This is a genomic window from Flavobacterium algoritolerans (assembly GCF_030010385.1).
Taxonomy (GTDB): Bacteria; Bacteroidota; Bacteroidia; order Flavobacteriales; family Flavobacteriaceae; genus Flavobacterium; species Flavobacterium algoritolerans.
Genome location: NZ_JASCRZ010000001.1, coordinates 319,857 through 339,759 on the forward strand (window position 1 = coordinate 319,857; position 19,903 = coordinate 339,759).

The following is a 19,903-nucleotide window of genomic DNA, read 5'->3' on the forward strand; positions in this document are numbered from 1 at the left end:
TACTAATTAGTTTGTTGTTTTTATATCGTTTGAAACTAATTATCCTTTATTACCCATTGCAGAAAGCATACCGCCATAAACATTGTTCAATGAAGCAATATTAGCAGTCATAGATTGCATCTGTTCTTTCAATTTTCCTGCATTTTCAGCAATTTCTTTATTTGCTTCAGCATTTCTTGAAGCACTTTCTAATTGCACTTTGTATAAGCTGTTTAAAGATTCCATCTGTGCCGCAGCCATAGATAATTCCTCACTGTATTTTTTTGTTGCAGAAATAGAATCTACTGTAGGAGCAATACCTTTAGCAGCTGATTCAAAATTTTTGATACTATTACCTAAGCTTGCCATTAATTCTCCGTCAATTTTGGCGTCTTTTAACATTGCGTCCAATTTTTGAGACAACAATCCTTGAGTATCAGCAGGAGCTTCAACTTTTTTCTTTGGTTCTGCTTTTACTCCATTTGCCAACTCTGGATAAACTAATGTCCAATCTAGTTCATTATCAACTGGTTCAAAAGCAGAAAGTGCAAAAATAAAAGCCTCTGTTAATAAACCTATTGAAAGCATCAAAGTACCTGTTAATGGACCCAATTCAAAATGAGTAATTTTAAAAAGAGCGCCAATGATAACAACTGCTGCTCCCATACCGTATGCAAAATTCATTGCTTTTTTCCCTAATAATGCCATAATAGTTTTTTTTTAATTTAATAGATATAGATTTGGTTTCTTTTATTTATTTCTTTTTTACATTACCAGTGGTTTGAAGTCCCATATAATCTTGAACAGTTCTAAAACCAATATAACTTCTGGCAGAATCTGCATATTCATGATCACGAGTACTCACTTGAAGGAAGTAAGCAACATCTTTCCATGAACCACCACGAACCACTTTTCTTTGATTTTTATAATCCTGAACATTAGGGTTCATTGAAGAAACATATTCATAAGCATTTGGATCATAAGATGAATCAGTCCACTCAGAAACGTTTCCGGCCATGTTATAAAGATTATAACCATTTGGCTCATATGATTTTGCTTCTACAGTATACAAAGCTTCATCAGCCGCATAATCACCTCTGTTAGGTTTAAAATTCGCCAAGAAACAACCTCTGTCATTTTTAGTGTAGGGACCACCCCAAGGATAAGTAGCGGACTCTAAACCGCCTCTTGCTGAATATTCCCATTCTGCTTCTGTTGGCAATCTGAATGAGTTTATTAAATCGTGACCTTTCTTTTTAGATTTTATGTAGGTATTTTTATTTAAAGTTCTCCAAGCACAAAAAGCTTTTGCCTGAGTCCATTTAACTCCTACAACTGGATAATCTCCGTAAGCTTTATGCCAGAAATAATCATTGTGCATTGGCTCATTATAAGAATAAGCATAATCTTTAATCCAAACCGTTGTGTCAGGATATACTTTCACTTCTTCAGTTCTGATGAAATTTTTTCTATTTCCTACTTTAGCTTTTGCAGCTGCCTGGATGTCCATCCAAGAGTAACGGAATTTTAATTTATTTACATCGATAGTTCTTAATCCATTGTATGAAGCCTCTATTGGCAAATACATTGAATCCATTACTTCGGCGTAATATTCATCAGGATACAACTTAGTATCTTTGATTAGTTTCACTTTTTTGTTCAATTTTCTTCCTGCATAAGGATCATCTGCAGTTCCTACACTATAATAATTATCATACATGTATTTATCATAAGCTGTCATCTTTTCAGGATCTGAATCATTAAAAGCAAAATCAGCTATACTTCCGGCATTTTTACCTTTACCCTTTGGATCTCCTGTACCAGGAGTTTGCCCACTCATATCAGCAAGAATAGCTAATCTAACTCTCATAGTAGAATCTTTTACCCATTCTACAAATTGACGGTATTCACTATTGGTAATTTCCGTTTCATCCATATAAAATGAACGAACAGTAACAGTTTTTGTAGGAGCATCTTCCACATTAGCTAAATCACCATCTGATTTACCCATAATAAAAGCACCACCAGGAATCAAAGCCATTCCATAAGGCTTTTCAGGATGCCATTTACCTCCATTAATACCAACTAACTCTCCTTTATCGCTTGATTTACCACAGCCGATTAAAAGGGCCAAAATTGACGTATATGCAATGAACTTCTTCATATAAATTTGGTTATCTATTCATTATTTTTAAGTGTGTAAACCTATTTATTATTTATTAATAAAACAATATTTTTGTTATGAAATTAATTTGAGCTCAAAAATAATGTTAAATAAAATACAAAAAAAATATTTTGTCGATAAAATGCAAAAATAATCGATAAAATACATAAAAATTGATTTTTTTAGATGTTTTATAATGTTAAGCTTATAAAAGCCATTATTTTTTGAACAATTTTCAAAGATAGAATGCAAATGTAAAATAAAAATTACAAAATATTCTTTCGTTGTGCTTTCCACCATCTTTCAGGCAATTCTTGGTTGCATGCCAATAAATATTCTTCATAGGAACATGGTAATAACGTATTTCTTTTTAGTTTATTATTAACATTTGAAATAAATGGAATTTCTATCCACCATCGATCCGTTTTATCACTTTTATAAAAAACAAGTTCCTCTTCTTCTAACGGAACAATATATTTTAAATAATTTTCTTTGCTACCAAAAGGATACTCATTAGAACGATAATGAAACCCTTCTATGAAATACCAAATGATCTGCGCTATGATGACCGATTCTTGTGTCGAATTATTATGATTGAATATTCCAAATGACGATACTTTATCACTTATTCCGGCATATCGTGACAAAGAACAAATCTCTTTTCCATTAAAACCATTTGGTGCAAACGAAATAAAATTTCCTGAATCAGATGATTTAACTGAATTCAAATCGACACTCACTAAATCGGCATCTCTAAAAACAGGCTCCGAAATAGAAATATTATTAGAAACTTCTCCTAATCTATAGGCATCAAAAAATAGCTTTTCTATCAAATCTATTTCTTCCTGCGAATTAAAATACGTTTGATACCCAATATTACAGTAATTGAAAAGATTATTAGGTTCGTCTACAACTATTTTTGTTAAATAAGAAGATGCTGAAACTTCTTCTTCGTCCTTACCAAAATCAAATTTATTATCAATGGACACTAAATTGACCATTTGTTCCAAATCATCGTAAGCTCTGTAGAGCGCGTACGTCAAATCTTGAGAACCACCAATAACTATAGGAGTTATTTTTTTCTTGATTAAGCTTGCAACCACTTTTTTTAAGGCAAAATAAGTGTCTTCAGCAGAATTTCCTGCCAGAATATCGCCTAAATCAGCAATAGAAGCATCCCAATTTCCTGGAAACAATCCGTAAAGCTCTTTTCTAAGTGGTATTAAATCTACATCCGAAACAGCTTTTTTGTCTCCTCGATTTTCTAAAACGCCTATTACAGCAATTTTAATCTTATTTAAATCCGGAAACTGTTTTTCTGTATGCAGCACAATTTTACTTCCCAATTGCTGAGAAGTCAATCCGTTTATATAAGCAAGGATTTCATCATCTACGGGTTTCAGAAAATCAAATTCCATTTTATTTCTTTTTTTTCCTCTCCCCGACCCTCTTCATTAGGAGAGGGAAGGTAAGAATGGAATGTGTTTATACTTATTTCTTCTTAACAGCTGCTTTCTTAGCTGCTGGTTTTTTTGTCGCTGTTGCTTTCTTTGCCGGTGCTTTTTTTGCTGGTGTTTTCTTGGCAATCATTTCCTGAACTTCGGCTAATGTCAATTTTGTGGCATCAACATCTTTACTTAATTCAATTTTAATTTTACCTTTAGTAATTACCGAACGTCCCCAACGGGCTTTTTCAACTAAAATTCCTTCTTCTTCCCAATTATGCAAAACCTTATCAATATTCTTTTGCAATTTATCTTCAATCAAGGCTTCAATATCCGATTGAGAAAGATTATCAAAGTTATACTTTTTACTCACATTAATAAACAAACCGTTCCATTTGATAAAAGGACCAAAACGACCCACACCTTTCTGTACACCTTCTCCTTTATAAACTGCTATTGGCGCATCGGCGGCGGCTTTTTCATCAATTAATTCCTGAGCTCTTTCAAAATCTACATCTAGAGGATTTTCTCCTTTTGGCAACGAAACAAAAGCGGCTCCGTGACGAATATATGGACCATAACGACCATTACTCACCTCAACTTCTTCTCCATTATATTCTCCAAGATTTTTTGGCAACAAGAATAAATTCAAAGTTTCCTCTAAAGTGATGTTTCCAATATTTTGATCTGCCATTAAACTGGCAAATTTTTTCTCTTCATCATCAGCAGCTCCAATTTGAGCCATTGGCCCAAATTTCCCTAAACGCACCGAAACTGGTTTCCCTGTTTTTGGATCAGTTCCCAGAATTCTTTCACCGCTTTCTCTATCTGCATTCGCTTCTACATCTTTCACAGTTGGGTGAAATTTATCGTAGAACTCTTGCATCATTTTTGTCCAAACGATATTTCCTTCTGCAATTTCATCAAAATCCTGTTCCACTTTTGCAGTGAAATTATAATCTAAAATGTTTCCAAAATTCTTAACCAAGAAATCGGTAACAATAGTTCCAATATCTGTAGGAACTAATTTCCCTTTATCAGAACCTGTATTTTCTTTCAGTAACTTCTCTCCTACTTTCCCGGATTGTAAAGTCAATTGCGTATAATTACGTTCCTGACCGTCAAGATTTCCTTTCTCTACATAATTTCTGTTGATAATGGTAGAAATTGTTGGCGCATAAGTAGAAGGACGACCAATTCCCAATTCCTCTAATTTTTTTACCAAAGAAGCTTCCGTATATCTTGCTGGTGGTCTAGAATATCTTTCGGTTGCTGAGATATAATTGTTTTGTAATTTTTCGTTGACTTTCATGGCAGGCAACATTCCTTCTTGCTCCTCTTCATCGTCGTCATGACCTTCTAAGTATACTTTCAAGAAACCTTCAAAAAGCAAAACTTCTCCAGATGCCGTGAATATTTCACCGTGATTATTTGCTTCAATTTTCACGTTAGTACGTTCTAATTGTGCATCACTCATTTGCGAAGCCAATGTTCTTTTCCAAATCAAATCATACAAACGCGCTTGATCTCTGTCGATATCTACCGTATGTCTTGACATATCCGTAGGACGAATCGCCTCGTGCGCCTCCTGTGCCCCTTTACTTTTATTGACAAAAGTTCGAGGTTTAGAGAATTCTTTTCCGTAGGACTTGATGATTTCAGCTTCAGCAGCTTCCATTGCATCTTTAGATAAGTTCACACTATCCGTTCTCATATAAGTGATAAGTCCGGCTTCGTACAAACGCTGTGCGAGTTGCATGGTAATTCCAACAGGCAAATACAATTTACGGGCGGCTTCTTGTTGCAAAGTCGAAGTGGTAAAAGGTCCAGTTGGTGATTTTTTGGTAGGCTTCGTTTCTAAATCGGCTACCTTATATGTAGAACCTATATTTTTATTTAAAAAATCTTCGGCTTCTTTTTTAGTATTGAAATTTTTAGGCAGTTTGGCTTTGAATGTTTTTCCAGATTCGTTAGTAAATTCAGCCACAACAGAATATGTTGCAATGGCTTTAAAATTCTGAATTTCTCTTTCACGCTCTACAATCAAACGAACAGACACTGATTGTACACGACCCGCAGAAAGTCCCCCTTTAATTTTTCTCCAAAGTACAGGCGACAATTCATAACCAACTAATCTGTCCAAAACACGACGTGCTTGTTGTGCATTAACTAAATTATAATCGATTTCTCGTGGATTATCAATTGCTTTTAGAATCGCAGTTTTAGTAATTTCGTGAAAAACAATTCGCTTAGTTTTGGTTTTGTCTAATTTTAATTCTTCGGCTAAATGCCAAGAAATAGCCTCACCCTCGCGATCCTCATCACTTGCTAACCAAACCATTTCGGCTTTTTTTGCTAATCCTTTTAATTTAGTGACCAACGCTTTTTTATCGGCAGAAACTTCGTATTTTGGTTTAAAACCATTTTCCACATCTACACCAATTTCTTTGGAAGGTAAGTCAGCAATATGCCCATAACTGGACTCTACTTGAAAATCACTTCCTAGAAATTTCTCGATTGTTTTTGCCTTTGCAGGGGACTCAACTATAACTAAATTCTTTGCCATTGCTCTATTTTTCTGGGACAAAAGTATCTAATTTTTTTAAATATTGGGCTTTAGATTTTATTTTTGAATTATTTCACAATCATTAATAGTTAAGTTATTGCCATACTCGACTGTTTTTTAGCCTCGATTATAGTGAAAAGCCCGGAGCAAAAAAGTAAAAGTTTCTTGTTCTAAAAAAGCGACCAACGGAAGCTCTTTTCAGGACTTTGGAAACTTTACTTTTTTTGTGAGTCCAGAAGGGTCGGGATTGTAACGGAAAGCGGGACACGAGCAAAGCGAACTGACGAAGTAAATAGCTCCCCAGAAAAAATGCCTTAAAATAGTGTTAATTCTTAATCTGACATCTTGTCATATTTATTTGAATTGCGTTATCTTTGTGCTTTGAAAATACATGATGGAAAAGATTATTGAAGAAAGTAAGCAAGGTGAAAGTCTTGTTCTGGAGAATAAACCTGAGAATACAAAAAAACTATTTATAGAAAGTTACGGTTGTGCGATGAATTTTTCGGACAGTGAAATTGTAGCTTCTATTCTATCCGGAAACGGATACAATACAACGCAAGTTCTGGAAGAAGCTGATTTAGTTTTGGTCAATACTTGTTCCATTCGGGACAAAGCGGAGCAAACTATTCGTAAACGTTTGGAAAAATATAATGCTGTAAAACGTATTAATCCAAAAATGAAAGTGGGCGTTTTAGGCTGTATGGCGGAACGATTGAAAAGTCAATTCCTTGAAGAAGAAAAAATCGTTGATCTTGTTGTGGGTCCTGATGCCTATAAAGATTTACCAAACCTTTTACTGGAAGTAGAAGAAGGTCGTGATGCGATTAACGTGATTTTGTCGAAAGACGAAACCTATGGTGATATTTCGCCGGTTCGATTGATGAGTAACGGAATTACCGCTTTGGTTTCAATTACTCGTGGTTGCGACAATATGTGTACGTTTTGCGTGGTGCCTTTTACCCGTGGACGTGAGCGCAGTCGTGAGCCTCAAAGTATCATGAAGGAAATTCAAGATTTGTGGGACAAAGGGTTTAAAGAAATTACACTTTTGGGACAAAATGTGGATAGTTTCCTTTGGTACGGTGGCGGATTGAAGAAAGATTTTGAAAATGCTACCGAAATGCAAAAAGCTACGGCAGTTGATTTTGACCAATTACTGGAAATGGTAGCTGTTGGTTTTCCTAAAATGAGAATCCGATTTTCGACCTCTAATCCACAAGATATGCACGAAAGTGTTTTGCACGTTATTGCAAAACATCCTAATATTTGCAAACACATTCACTTGCCGGTGCAGTCCGGAAGCAATAGAATTTTGAAAGAAATGAACCGCTTGCACACGCGTGAAGAATACATGACTTTGATTGACAAAATCAGAACTATTATTCCAAACAGTTCGATTTCACAGGATATGATTGCTGGTTTCCCTACAGAAACCGAAGAAGATCATCAAGACACTTTGAGTTTGATGGAATATGTGAAGTATAATTTTGGTTATATGTATTCGTATTCCGAACGTCCGGGAACATTGGCAGGAAGAAAAATGGAGGATGACGTTACCGAAGAAACGAAAGCAAGAAGATTACAGGAAATTGTCGATTTACAACAAAAACACGCTTGGTTCCGCTCTGAGGAATTCATTGGACAAACGGTAGAAGTTTTAGTTGAGAAAGTTTCAAAAAAATCGACAGAAGAATTTTCAGGAAGAAATTCACAAAGTATTACGGTAGTTTTCCCAAAGGAGGACTACAAGATTGGAGATTTTGTGAATGTGAAAATCACTTCTTGTACCAGCGGAACTTTGAAAGGAGCAGCAGTTGGTTTGAGTGAGATGAATTGATTTTTTTTACCACAAATTTCGCAAATTTTCACAAATTCATTCAATTAAAATATCTAACATGACTGAGTCTAATGAGTATTATTATAAAAAAAAACGAAAACTACGAAATAGTTGGTCTTTGTATGGAAGTACATAGAATACTCGGACCTGGTTTACTTGAAATTGTTTATAAAGATGCTTTAGAAATAGAATTCAGAAACCATAATATTCCATATGAAAGAGAAAAAGAGTATAATGTGGAATACAAAGGAATTATTTTGCCTCATAAATTTTATGCCGACTTTGTGGTTTATAGCGATATTATTCTAGAAGTAAAATCAATAAAAGAAATCAGTAATGATCATCTTGCACAGACATTAAATTATATGAAATTAGCCGACACTCCCATTGGAATAATAGCAAATTTCCAAAACAAATCGTTAGTTCACAAAAGATTAATAAATACCTAAAATAATAAATTTGCGATAATTTGTGTAATTTGTGGTTGAGAAAAAAAATATGGAATCAGTTCAAAACATAAAACAACGATTTGAGATTATCGGGAATGACCCGAAGCTCAACCGTGCGATAGAAAAAGCCATTCAGGTAGCTCCAACTGATATTACCGTTTTAGTAGCGGGAGAAAGCGGTGTGGGAAAAGAGAATATTCCTAGAATTATCCATTCGCTTTCGCACAGAAAACACGGAAAATACATTGCCGTAAACTGCGGAGCCATACCTGAAGGAACGATTGACAGTGAACTTTTTGGTCATGAAAAAGGTGCTTTTACCGGCGCAACCAATACACGTGAAGGTTATTTTGAAGTAGCTGACGGCGGAACTATTTTCCTAGACGAAGTAGGTGAACTGCCTTTAACTACTCAAGTGCGTTTGTTACGTGTTCTTGAAAATGGCGAATTTATAAAAGTAGGTTCTTCTCAGGTTCAAAAAACAGATGTACGAATTGTAGCCGCTACCAATGTCAATTTATTTGATGCTATCGAAAAAGGGAAATTCAGAGAGGATTTATATTATCGTCTAAGTACGGTGGATATTACTTTGCCCCCTTTACGCGATCGAAAAGACGATATTCATTTGTTATTCAGAAAATTCGTTGCTGATTTTGCCCATAAATATAAAATGCCGCCTTTAAAACTGGACGAAAACGCTATCCAATTATTGCAGAAGTTTCGTTGGAGCGGTAATATTCGTCAATTGCGAAATGTAGCCGAACAAATCTCTGTTTTGGAAACTAATCGTGATATTTCAGCCGTGACTTTACAATCATATCTGCCAGTTCTGGGAAACAATTTACCATCTGTGATAAAGGATAAGAAAAGCGAAAGTGATTTTAGTACCGAAAGAGAAATTTTGTACAAAGTACTTTTTGATATGAAAAGTGATTTGAACGATTTGAAAAAATTAACTTTGGAATTGATTCAAAACGGCGTGTCTAAAGTTCAGGAAACCAATCAGCATTTGATAAAAAAAATATATGGTTCGAAAGAAAATGATAGCGAAATAGATTTTGAAGAAGAACCAAGACCAGCCTTAATCACTTCTAAAAACAATGAAGAGTTGTATCAAGAGCATGATGATAATTATCTTTTTGCAGAAACAATCGAAGAAGAAGAAACGTTGCGTTTAGAACAAAAAGAAATCGAAATGATTAAGAAATCATTAGAGAAAAATAAAGGAAAACGAAAAGCTGCAGCAGATGAACTAGGCATTTCTGAAAGGACTTTATATAGAAAAATTAAGCAATTTGACTTGTAGTTTTTACCCAAAAAATACGAAGACACCAATGCTTAAATTCAAAATGAATATCTTTGCCCCAAGCTTTAGCGAACCGGGAAGCAATTTTTTAAAACAGAAAATGAAACATATAAAACTAATTCTTCTTTCAATAATTATAATGAGCATCAATAGTTGCTCGGTTTACAACTTTACCGGAACGGGTAAAATTGATGCCGAAACATTTCAAGTTGGCTTTTTTCAGAATAATGCTGAATTGATTGAGCCTGGTATTGACAGAACATTTACATTAGAACTTCAGGATTTAATTCAAAATCAAACCAATTTAAACTTGGTCAAAAATGGTGCTGATTTGACTTACGAAGGAGAGATTGTAGATTATAGAATAAGTCCTATGACAGCTACTGCAGATCAGCGAGCAGCTCAGAACCGATTAACGATTCGAGTGAATGTTCGTTTTACTAATAAGAAAAAAGAAACAGATGATTTTGAAAAACCATTCACTTTCTTCTACGATTATCCTGCAGAACAGCAATTGACAGGAGCAACTTTAAACAGTGCTTTAAAGGAAATTTTTGAAAGAATTACACAAGACATCTTTAATGAGTCACTCGCAAAATGGTAAATGGGTTTAAATTCGATAATTTGTTGATTCAGTTAATCGAAGAACAAGCAAACGAATAACCAAATAAACGAATACCCTTTATGAACGTAACCGATTATACTTATTTGATTAATAAACCTGATGCTATTCATGAAAAGCAAACGGAAGCTTTGGAAAAAGTACTCGTTGAGTTTCCTTATTTTCAAAGTGCCCGAGCGATTCAATTAAAAGGTCTTTACAATCAAAATAGCTTTAAATACAATACTGCTTTAAAAGTTACTGCAGCACATTCAACTGACCGATCTATTTTATTTGACTTCATTACTTCGGATACGTTCACTTCGATTCAAAAAGGTCTTTACGATAAAAAAGCATTAGAAATTCTTGACATAAAAGTAGTCGACAGTGAAATTATTGTTACTGAAGAAAAAACGGAGTCTAAAATAAATTCTTTAGAAAGATCCATACTTACTTCAATAAAAGAAGCTTCTGCTATCGATGTTGATGATGCTTCAAAAACTACCGAAGAGAAACTGGCAATTGGAAAACCTTTAGATTTCTCTAAAAGCGAGCAACATTCCTTTCAAGAATGGCTTCAACTTTCCCGCACTGAACCTATCCAAAGAGAGAAAGAAAGTGCTATTAATTTACCACTTCCTATAATAGATGAAGATAAAAGAAAGAAATTAGAATTAATCGATAAGTTTATTGAAGCCAGTCCAAAGATTTCTCCGGTAAAACATGGAGTTGCTTCCACTGTTACTTTTGACTTAAATGCAGCCGACAATTCTTTCTTGATGACAGAGACTTTGGCCAGAGTATATTTAGAACAAAAAAAATATCAAAAAGCGATTCAAGCTTATGAAATATTAATTTTGAAATATCCAGAAAAAAGTAGTTTCTTTGCAGACCGCATATCGGATATTAAGATTTTACAACATAATAATAATTAAACAATGAGCACATTTTCAATTTTTTTAGTTTTAATAACTATAGTTTGTTTTCTATTAATCGTAGTTATCATGGTTCAAAACCCTAAAGGTGGAGGATTATCATCTACAATAGGTGGTTCTCAAATGTTAGGTGGAGTACAAAAAACAACTGATTTTTTAGACAAAAGCACATGGACATTAGCAACTATACTAATTGCACTTATACTACTTTCTAGCTTAAGCTTTACAGGAACATTAAGTGATACTGATTCTAAAATCATCGAAAACACAGGAAGTGCAGCGCCAGCTACAAACACGCCAGCAGCTCCTGCTCAAAACACTCCTGCTGCAACAAATCCAGCAGAATAAATTATTACAACATATTCTAAATGCCAGCCTGTCAAAGCTGGCATTTTTTATAAGAAATTATGTCAGTTTCATTAGGATGGCACAATTTCTGAAATCTCTTTAACCGTAATAAAAATAAATACTAAAAAAATATACAATCATGGCTTTAAACATTAAACCACTTTCAGACAGAGTTCTTATCGAACCCGTTGCAGCTGAAACAAAAACTGCTTCAGGAATTTTTATTCCAGATACAGCAAAAGAAAAACCACAGAAAGGAACTGTTGTTGCTGTTGGAAACGGAACAAAAGAACACACAATGACTGTGAAAATTGGTGATTCTGTGCTTTACGGAAAATACGCTGGAACTGAATTAAAACTAGAAGGAAAAGATTATTTGATCATGCGTGAAGACGATATTTTAGCAATAATATAATCGAATTAACAAATAAACGAATTAACAAATAAAATTAAAATGGCAAAAGATATAAAATTTGATATTGAAGCACGTGACGGTTTAAAACGTGGTGTTGATGCATTGGCAAATGCAGTAAAAGTAACTCTAGGACCAAAAGGTCGTAATGTAATTATTGGAAAAGCTTTTGGTGGACCAAATGTTACTAAAGATGGTGTTACCGTTGCAAAAGAAATTGAATTGAAAGATCCATTGGAAAACATGGGTGCTCAAATGGTAAAAGAAGTAGCGTCAAAAACTAATGATTTAGCTGGAGACGGAACTACAACTGCAACTGTTTTGGCACAAGCTATCGTAAAAGAAGGTTTGAAAAACGTTGCTGCAGGTGCAAATCCAATGGATTTGAAACGCGGAATTGACAAAGCGGTTGAGGCTATTGTAGCTGACTTAGCGAAACAAGCAAAAGTAGTAGGAAGTGATTCTGAAAAAATCAAACAAATTGCTTCAATTTCTGCTAACAATGACGAAGTAATTGGTGAGTTAATCGCTACTGCTTTCGCAAAAGTTGGAAAAGAAGGTGTTATCACTGTTGAAGAGGCAAAAGGAACTGATACTTATGTTGATGTTGTTGAAGGAATGCAATTTGACAGAGGATATCTTTCTCCTTATTTTGTGACTAATTCAGAAAAAATGGAAGTAGAATTGGAAAATCCTTACATCCTTTTGTATGACAAAAAAGTTTCTTCATTAAAAGAATTATTACCAGTTTTGGAACCAGTTGCTCAATCTGGAAAACCATTATTGATTATTGCTGAAGATGTTGATGGTGAAGCATTATCTACATTGGTAGTAAATAAATTACGTGGAGCCTTAAAAATCGCTGCTGTAAAAGCACCTGGTTTTGGAGACAGAAGAAAAGCTATGTTGGAAGATATCGCAATCTTAACTGGTGGAACTGTAATCTCAGAAGAAAGAGGATACACTCTAGAGAACACAACTATCGAAATGTTAGGAACTGCTAAGAAAGTGACTATCGACAAAGACAATACAACGATTGTAAGCGGTGCTGGTGAAGCTGATATTATCAAGAATCGTGTCAACCAAATCAAAGGTCAAATGGAAGCTACCACTTCTGATTATGACAAAGAAAAGTTGCAAGAACGTTTGGCTAAATTAGCTGGAGGAGTTGCTGTACTTTATGTTGGTGCTGCTTCTGAAGTAGAAATGAAAGAGAAAAAAGATAGAGTTGATGATGCACTTCACGCAACGCGTGCTGCTGTTGAAGAAGGAATTGTTGCCGGTGGTGGTGTTGCTTTATTGAGAGCTAAAAATGCATTAAGCACTCTAAAAGCTGACAACGCTGATGAAGCAACAGGAATTCAAATTGTATCTCGTGCAGTGGAATCTCCATTGAGAACTATTGTTGAAAATGCAGGTCTTGAAGGTTCAGTTGTTGTTGCAAAAGTTGCTGAAGGAAAAGGTGATTTTGGATACAACGCAAAAACGGATGAATATGTTGACATGCTTAAAGCAGGTATTATTGATCCTAAAAAAGTAACTCGTGTAGCGTTAGAAAACGCAGCTTCGGTTGCCGGAATGATATTGACTACTGAATGTGCTTTGATTGATATTAGAGAAGATAATGGCGGTGGAAACCCAATGGGTGGAGGTATGCCAGGAATGATGTAATACCATCAATCCCTTATAAATAAAAAACCGTCTCGATAAAAATTGAGACGGTTTTTTTTATGATAAAAAATTATTAATTATTCTTGAGTTTTTGACTTTCTGCTGAACTTATAAATTACCGGTAAAACAGTAATCCCAACTAAAGCTATAACAATTATTTCGATGTGTTCTTTCAAATCAATTTGATAATTTTCAAGTAGAAAACCATATAAATAATGTCCTGCGAAAATCAATGTGAATGACCAAATGAAAGAACTTAAAATGTTATAAAACATAAACTTCTTTTTGTCCATAGAAACAATTCCAGCTACTATTGGTGCAAAAGTCCTAAATATTGGCAGGAATCGAGCAAAAATAATTGCTTTGCCTCCGTATTTTTCAAAGAAATCTTTTGATTGAACTAAATATTTTTTCTTAAACCAAAAACTATCTTCCTTATTATACAAGTAATAACCGCTTTTTGAACCAAACCAATATCCAACAACATTACCCAAGATACCTGCTAAAGCCACAAGTGTTGATAAAAGAACAACATTCGCAAAATCATTTTCAATGAATAAAATGTTTTCTATTAAATCACGGCTGTAAATCCCTGCCAAAAACAACAAACTATCTCCTGGTAAAAAGAACCCCGCAAAAAGACCTGTTTCTGCAAAAACAATAAATAAAACTATATAAATACCCAATTTAATTCCATTAACATCAAAATGAATATAAAAAAGCGGGTCAATCAAATTCTTCCAATCAAAATCGTTCATTCTACGGTGTTTTATGCTAAAATTATTCGTGCGTGAAAGTACGGATAATATATCTTAACCACAATTTATGCTACTATTTTAAAGTTTTATTAACTATTTAAATTAGCCGAATTAACTTTCCATTGCCAACAATCAAATATTGTTTTTTTTATTCGGGATTCTAGCGCTTTAAAAACATGGCTTTTTATAGTTAACCACCATAATTTCATTCAAAAAAACATTCAAAATATGGCATTAAAAAAACCAAAGCTTTCACTTTGGTTTTCTTTAAAATTATTTTCGTTCATATTGGCAACAAGTATGAAGCTTTTCATAATCTTCCTTTAATGCCTTGACTTCATCTGTATCGTGACCAACTTTTGCAATCGCTTTTTGAATCGTAAGAACATCCGTTTTCTGTTCGTTTGCAATCAAATATAAAGTGCCACAATCCATATGCCAATCGGCAAATTTCACTCCCGAGACACTTAATGCCGCTTTTTCAATTCTCTTTTTACACATTTCACAATTCCCGCTCACATGAAATTCAACTTTAGCATTTTTATTTTTCACTTCTTGAGCCTGAACTGTAAATCCAACAAATGTCAGTAACAGTACTACAATTATATTTTTCATAATTTAATTTTTTTAAGACTATTTAATTTTAAAACGTAAACCCGCATAATACATTTGTCCAAAAACTGGACCATAAACTATTGATGCATCAAAAGTAGGACCAAATGGATTTTCATTACCCAGAATAACATTATCTTGTTTGTAATTTCCAATATTTTCTCCGCCAATATAGATTTCAAAAGTAGAAGAAAAAGTTCGTGTAACTTGTATATTCATCACAGAAAATGATGGCGAAAATTCTGGCAGCCTATCTTCTTCAGGATTTGTTGATGTATTGGGCAATTGTTGTTTGCCGAGCCAATTGAAAGTATAATCAAACTTCCATTGTTTTCCTTTATCCAAAATATGGGTTTCATATCCTAAATTCCCAAACAAACGATGTTTTGCCTGCAATGGCCTTTGATACGTTCCTGACAAATAATCCGCTTGAATATCATAGTACTTGTAGGCTGTCCTCAAATTAAAATGTTTGGCTAATTCATAATTAAACTCTACTTGCAAACTATTAGCATACGATTTCCCAATTAAGTTGTAAAACAAAACCTGTTGCGGACTTTGCATCACATCAACAACTGCCTGATTTTGAAAATCGGTTCTGTAGAAATCAAACCCAACATCAGCGTTCTTACCAAAAAGTAAAAAACCCTGCATAAAACTCAGCCCGTAATTCCATGCAATTTCAGGATTCAAACCGTATATTTTTCCATTGGTATCCAAAAAATCAAAGGTTCTTGAACTTGCCAAAAGCTGTTGATTTTCGGCAAAAACATTAGCGCTTCGTTTCCCTCTTCCTGCTGAAAATCGCAAAACACCTTTCTCCCAAGGATTATATCTCACGTGCAATCTTGGCGTAGCAAAAGTCCCCAAACGATTATGATTGTCTATTCTACCGCCAAGAACTACGCTAAAATTATCCGTGTTATCATATGTATATTCGAAAAAAGCGCCAACCGAATTATCAATCCTGCTGTAATCATTTGCATTGACAAACTCGCCGTATTTATCATAGGTAAAGTTCAGACCCGTTGAAAATTTATGTTTCGTATTATTGATAATCGAATTAAAAATCAGGTTCGAATAATAACTTTTTTGTTTGATATTATATTGATTTAACCCAAAATAAGAATTTTGATCATGACTGTTAAAAGCATTTTGAAAACCAATACTCTGATACGGCATATCAGGAAAAACATACCCTAATTTAGTGGAAACATCAAGCCGTTCCGTATTGATTTCGGAGCCCCAATAATTCGTTGTCCCCTTATCTCTATCAGGGTCAAAATTTAATTCTCCTGTTTGTTTTTGATCATTCATATAACGGAAGTTGATGAAACTCACCCACCCTTTTTCGGCATTGGTATATTGCCAACGGTTCAAAACATTGATTTGTTTTGCCAATGGATTGTCCAGAAAACCATCGTCATTCATATCGTTTTTTGAAACCCTCGTGTTTCCGTGAACAAACAAGCTGCTACTCCATTTCTCAGAAATTTTCTTGTTGAAATGCGTGTTTAATTCGAATCGGGAATCTGTTGAACCATACGCATTCAGAAAAAATGGAATATCGCTGATGGGCTTTATCAATTCGGTATTAATTTGTCCCGAAATACTTTCGAAACCATTAACTACACTTCCGGCTCCTTTGGTGATTTGGATGCTTTCGACCCAAGTTCCCGGAGTGAATGATAATCCGTAGGCTTGAGAAGCACCACGCACCGAAGGAATGTTTTCCTCTGTAATCATCAAATAAGGACTCGTTAATCCCAGCATTTTTATTTGTTTCGTTCCCGTCAAAGCATCCGAAAAATTAACGTCGATTGAAGGATTGGTTTCAAAACTTTCTGCCAAATTACAACAAGCAGCTTTGAGTAGTTCTTTGCTTGTCAGTACTGTAGTATTAGCCGTTAAGCTATATGATTTTTTTAAACTTTTACTGTTGCCTTTTACTTTTATCTCCTGCAAAGTATCTTGAGCAAAAGAATTAAAAGCGCAAAAGAAGAACAATAAAAGTATTGAAATTTGTTTTTGCATGATTGATTTTTAATGTTTGAAAAATGTAAAATCACAAAGCTGTGATTCAAGTTTTATAGAAACATTAAAACTACGCGTAGAAAATATATTGGTGGTATAATTTAAAAAAAGGAGGCGCATTTGCATCGCAGTAATACGAAAGAAATGGACTATTTTTAAAATTTGAAACAAATGAAAACACAGAAGCATTCCATTCATTCATTTGAAATATAAAATCAGGATGAAAAGAGACTGTTTTTTGAATTAAATCATCTGTTTTCTTTTGAAATTTAACCTCTTTGTCTTTGCAACAATGTGATTCTTTTTCAACAACCCCACAACAATCCTTTTCTAATTTTTGGTCCTGAACTGGCGTTTTAAGAGTTACCGAAGTAATCTCACTTCCACAATAACGAACATTAAATGCTAATCCCATATTGGAAACCAATACGAAAAAAGCCAAAAGTATACTTATATGTTTGTTAAATTTCACCTTACAAAATTAGTGATTTTATCACATCAAAAAATTAAATTCCTAAAGAATTTACAACTCAAATTCTTGTCCCATTAAAGGAATTTTACAGTCAAAACCGTATTTTTCATGAATTTTTATACGAAGCTCATCCATAGGCTCATTTTCTCCATGCACAAGAAAAACTCGTGTAGGCTTATTTTCCAATTCTGACAACCAGTTAAGCAAATCTTTTTGATCTCCATGTGCTGACAAACCTTGTATTTCCAAAATATTAGCTTTTACAGGATAATAGCGACCATGAATTTTAATTTCTTTTGCTCCTTCCAGTAATTTTCTTCCACGTGTTCCTTCGGCTTGATATCCCACAATAATTACGGTAGTTTCCGGAAGGCCAATATAATGTTCGAGATACCCCAATACTCTTCCTCCAGTTACCATTCCGCTGGCAGCAATAACCACTTTAGGCTGTTCATCAAAAATAACCTGCATGGTTTCTTGATAATCAGAAACCAATGAAAACATTTTACTCATTTCGGCACATTCCTCCAGCGATAGCTTGTGCCATTTTTTATTATTCGAAAAAATATTCAGTGCATTAATTCCCATTGGAGTGTCAATAATATATGGAATATTAGGGATTTTATCCTCCTCTCTGAGTTGCCACAATAAGTACATGATGGTTTGGGCACGCTCTACGGCAAAACTCGGAATAATGATGGTTCCGCCTTTCTCAACGGTATTATTTATATAAGTTTCCAATTCTAATTTAGTATCTGTTTGAGGATGCAGTCGATTGCCATAGGTGCTTTCGAGAAAAACATAATCGGCTTTTTTAGGTTTGGTTGGCGGATACATCAATACATCATTATCGCGACCAATGTCTCCGGAAAAAACCAACGTTTTATTTTCAAGTGTCAACGCAATGCTGCAAGCACCTAGAATATGTCCAGCATTTGTATAAACAGCTTCAATTTGGGCATCCAAAGAAACTGGTTCATTGGTTTTAATTACTCTAAAAAACGGAAAAACTTTTTCAGCCTGTTCTACCGTATAAAGTGGTTCGGCAATTTCATGTTTGGAATATTTTCTTTCATTAGCATTTTTAGCTTCTTCTTCCTGAATTTTCGCACTATCCAGCAGGATGAGTTTAGTAATGTCTTTTGTGGGACTCGTGCAATAAATTTTGCCTTCAAAACCTTGATTTACCAATCTTGGCAACCAACCGCAATGATCTAAATGGCCGTGAGTAAGCAAAACAAAGTCTATCGTGGCTGGTAAAATAGGTAAAGGTTCCCAATTGAGTTCCCGTAAAGGCTTGATGCCCTGAAACAATCCACAGTCTATCAAAATCCGAATCCCATTACTTTCAATTAATGTTTTTGAACCGGTTACTGTACCTGCTCCACCAATAAATTTAACTTTCATATGATTTGAATTTAAAATTAAACAATCCTGTATTATTTTAAATATAACTGCACAATTCCGTTGCTTCTTTTAATACGTTTTTTATCCGGTTTGGACTCAATCCTATTTTTTCTAAACAATCGGAATGGTTTATTATTTCTTTTACCAAAATCACGTCTAATATCAATAACTTATCTTTTTCGGCTATTGATAAAGTAGTTAAGCAAGTTACCGGATAAAGATAATGTGTGTCATTTTTTGTTTTTAGATTATTGTCTTCAGGATAATTCCAACTTAATAAATTCAATCCGGAGCATTTTGCAAAATCGACAGCATCAGTCGTAAACCTGTTATTTGTGACAATCCAACAATTTGAAATACTATCTTTTTTTTCAAAAATGGCATGCTGTCTTTCCTTCAAATCATTGAAACGAGACAAAATATACATGGGAACTTTCACATCAGAAGCAGCTTCCCTGCCCACATGATATTTACATTCAATCATTGAAATTTGCTCATTCTTCTTTACTAAAACATCAATTTCATGCAGCACACATTTACCTTGCAAGCTTATATTTGTTACCGTTTGATACTGTTCCGAAGCAAAAAGACGGGCGATATATTTTTCGAAAAAGAAACCTGCCGGACCTAACAGTCGTATTGCTTCTCTTAAATTATAACGTGCCGCATGGGAATTAGCCGTTTTTTTCAATAATGAAAAAGCCATTTTGTAGATTTGTTTCGTAGAAATACCCTCATACATTTGTTTTTTTATAGCATAAAGTATGTCATCGACCGCAATAGCACTTGCTCCCGATTTTAAAAGTGACTTTTTAAGTTTATCAGAATTAAATTCGACAATATCCCCAGAATGTTTGACAATTTTCATATCCTTATTGATTTGATAAACAAACACTTAAATCAA

Annotated in this window: 18 protein-coding genes; 8 read left to right on the forward strand and 10 right to left on the reverse strand. The window is 34.3% G+C overall.

The genetic code is table 11. The annotated features are described in order from the left end of the window. Positions 1 to 39: 39 nt before the first annotated feature. The 4 genes from porL to topA all read right to left on the reverse strand — a co-directional run bounded on the left by porL (position 40) and on the right by topA (position 6,154). Positions 40 to 687: a type IX secretion system motor protein PorL/GldL gene (gene porL / locus QLS65_RS01350; RefSeq protein WP_282714737.1), complete on the reverse strand. Its 648-nt coding sequence runs from the start codon at positions 685 to 687 to the stop codon at positions 40 to 42. 46 nt (positions 688 to 733) lie between these two features. Then, on the reverse strand, positions 734 to 2,143 hold the full coding sequence (gene porK, locus QLS65_RS01355) for a T9SS ring complex lipoprotein PorK/GldK (RefSeq protein WP_282714738.1): 1,410 nt from the start codon (positions 2,141 to 2,143) through the stop codon (positions 734 to 736). Positions 2,144 to 2,409: 266 nt separating this feature from the next. Continuing rightward, complete coding sequence (locus QLS65_RS01360; protein WP_282714740.1) at positions 2,410 to 3,561, reverse strand: formimidoylglutamase; 1,152 nt, start codon at positions 3,559 to 3,561, stop codon at positions 2,410 to 2,412. Between the two features lie 73 nt (positions 3,562 to 3,634). Continuing rightward, entirely contained in the window at positions 3,635 to 6,154 is a 2,520-nt protein-coding gene (gene topA / locus QLS65_RS01365; RefSeq protein ID WP_282714742.1) for a type I DNA topoisomerase, read from the reverse strand. A gap of 394 nt (positions 6,155 to 6,548) precedes the next feature. On the opposite strand from topA, the gene miaB reads away from it, so the two are divergent. The 8 genes from miaB to groL all read left to right on the forward strand — a co-directional run bounded on the left by miaB (position 6,549) and on the right by groL (position 13,716). Further along, entirely contained in the window at positions 6,549 to 7,994 is a 1,446-nt protein-coding gene (miaB, locus tag QLS65_RS01370; protein WP_282714744.1) for a tRNA (N6-isopentenyl adenosine(37)-C2)-methylthiotransferase MiaB, read from the forward strand. A 71-nt stretch (positions 7,995 to 8,065) separates the two neighbouring features. Further along, complete coding sequence (locus tag QLS65_RS01375; RefSeq protein ID WP_282714746.1) at positions 8,066 to 8,443, forward strand: GxxExxY protein; 378 nt, start codon at positions 8,066 to 8,068, stop codon at positions 8,441 to 8,443. A 49-nt stretch (positions 8,444 to 8,492) separates the two neighbouring features. Further along, positions 8,493 to 9,749 (forward strand): sigma-54 interaction domain-containing protein, encoded by a 1,257-nt coding sequence (locus QLS65_RS01380; RefSeq protein ID WP_282714747.1) that lies wholly within the window; start codon positions 8,493 to 8,495, stop codon positions 9,747 to 9,749. A gap of 100 nt (positions 9,750 to 9,849) precedes the next feature. Then, positions 9,850 to 10,353, forward strand: a complete 504-nt coding sequence (locus QLS65_RS01385; protein ID WP_282714749.1) for an LptE family protein — start codon at positions 9,850 to 9,852, stop codon at positions 10,351 to 10,353. Between the two features lie 80 nt (positions 10,354 to 10,433). Beyond that, positions 10,434 to 11,285, forward strand: coding sequence for a tetratricopeptide repeat protein (locus tag QLS65_RS01390; RefSeq protein WP_282714751.1), 852 nt, complete (start codon positions 10,434 to 10,436; stop codon positions 11,283 to 11,285). Positions 11,286 to 11,288: 3 nt separating this feature from the next. Beyond that, the gene (gene secG / locus QLS65_RS01395; protein ID WP_099714465.1) at positions 11,289 to 11,633 is read left to right on the forward strand and encodes a preprotein translocase subunit SecG; all 345 of its coding nucleotides are present in this window, start codon (positions 11,289 to 11,291) and stop codon (positions 11,631 to 11,633) included. A gap of 139 nt (positions 11,634 to 11,772) precedes the next feature. Then, positions 11,773 to 12,048, forward strand: a complete 276-nt coding sequence (locus QLS65_RS01400; protein ID WP_007137725.1) for a co-chaperone GroES — start codon at positions 11,773 to 11,775, stop codon at positions 12,046 to 12,048. 39 nt (positions 12,049 to 12,087) lie between these two features. Continuing rightward, positions 12,088 to 13,716, forward strand: a complete 1,629-nt coding sequence (gene groL, locus QLS65_RS01405) for a chaperonin GroEL (RefSeq protein WP_099714464.1) — start codon at positions 12,088 to 12,090, stop codon at positions 13,714 to 13,716. 77 nt (positions 13,717 to 13,793) lie between these two features. Here groL and QLS65_RS01410 read toward each other — a convergent pair whose 3' ends face one another. The 6 genes from QLS65_RS01410 to QLS65_RS01435 form a co-directional block, all read right to left on the reverse strand. Further along, complete coding sequence (locus QLS65_RS01410) at positions 13,794 to 14,474, reverse strand: DedA family protein (protein WP_099714462.1); 681 nt, start codon at positions 14,472 to 14,474, stop codon at positions 13,794 to 13,796. Between the two features lie 273 nt (positions 14,475 to 14,747). Then, the gene (locus QLS65_RS01415; RefSeq protein WP_282714753.1) at positions 14,748 to 15,089 is read right to left on the reverse strand and encodes a heavy-metal-associated domain-containing protein; all 342 of its coding nucleotides are present in this window, start codon (positions 15,087 to 15,089) and stop codon (positions 14,748 to 14,750) included. 18 nt (positions 15,090 to 15,107) lie between these two features. Then, on the reverse strand, positions 15,108 to 17,120 hold the full coding sequence (locus QLS65_RS01420) for a TonB-dependent receptor plug domain-containing protein (RefSeq protein WP_282714754.1): 2,013 nt from the start codon (positions 17,118 to 17,120) through the stop codon (positions 15,108 to 15,110). A 70-nt stretch (positions 17,121 to 17,190) separates the two neighbouring features. Continuing rightward, on the reverse strand, positions 17,191 to 17,592 hold the full coding sequence (locus QLS65_RS01425) for an HYC_CC_PP family protein (RefSeq protein ID WP_282714755.1): 402 nt from the start codon (positions 17,590 to 17,592) through the stop codon (positions 17,191 to 17,193). A gap of 51 nt (positions 17,593 to 17,643) precedes the next feature. Then, on the reverse strand, positions 17,644 to 18,999 hold the full coding sequence (locus tag QLS65_RS01430) for an MBL fold metallo-hydrolase RNA specificity domain-containing protein (protein ID WP_282714756.1): 1,356 nt from the start codon (positions 18,997 to 18,999) through the stop codon (positions 17,644 to 17,646). Positions 19,000 to 19,036: 37 nt separating this feature from the next. Then, positions 19,037 to 19,867, reverse strand: a complete 831-nt coding sequence (locus tag QLS65_RS01435; protein ID WP_282714758.1) for an ATP cone domain-containing protein — start codon at positions 19,865 to 19,867, stop codon at positions 19,037 to 19,039. Between the last annotated feature and the right edge of the window lie 36 nt (positions 19,868 to 19,903).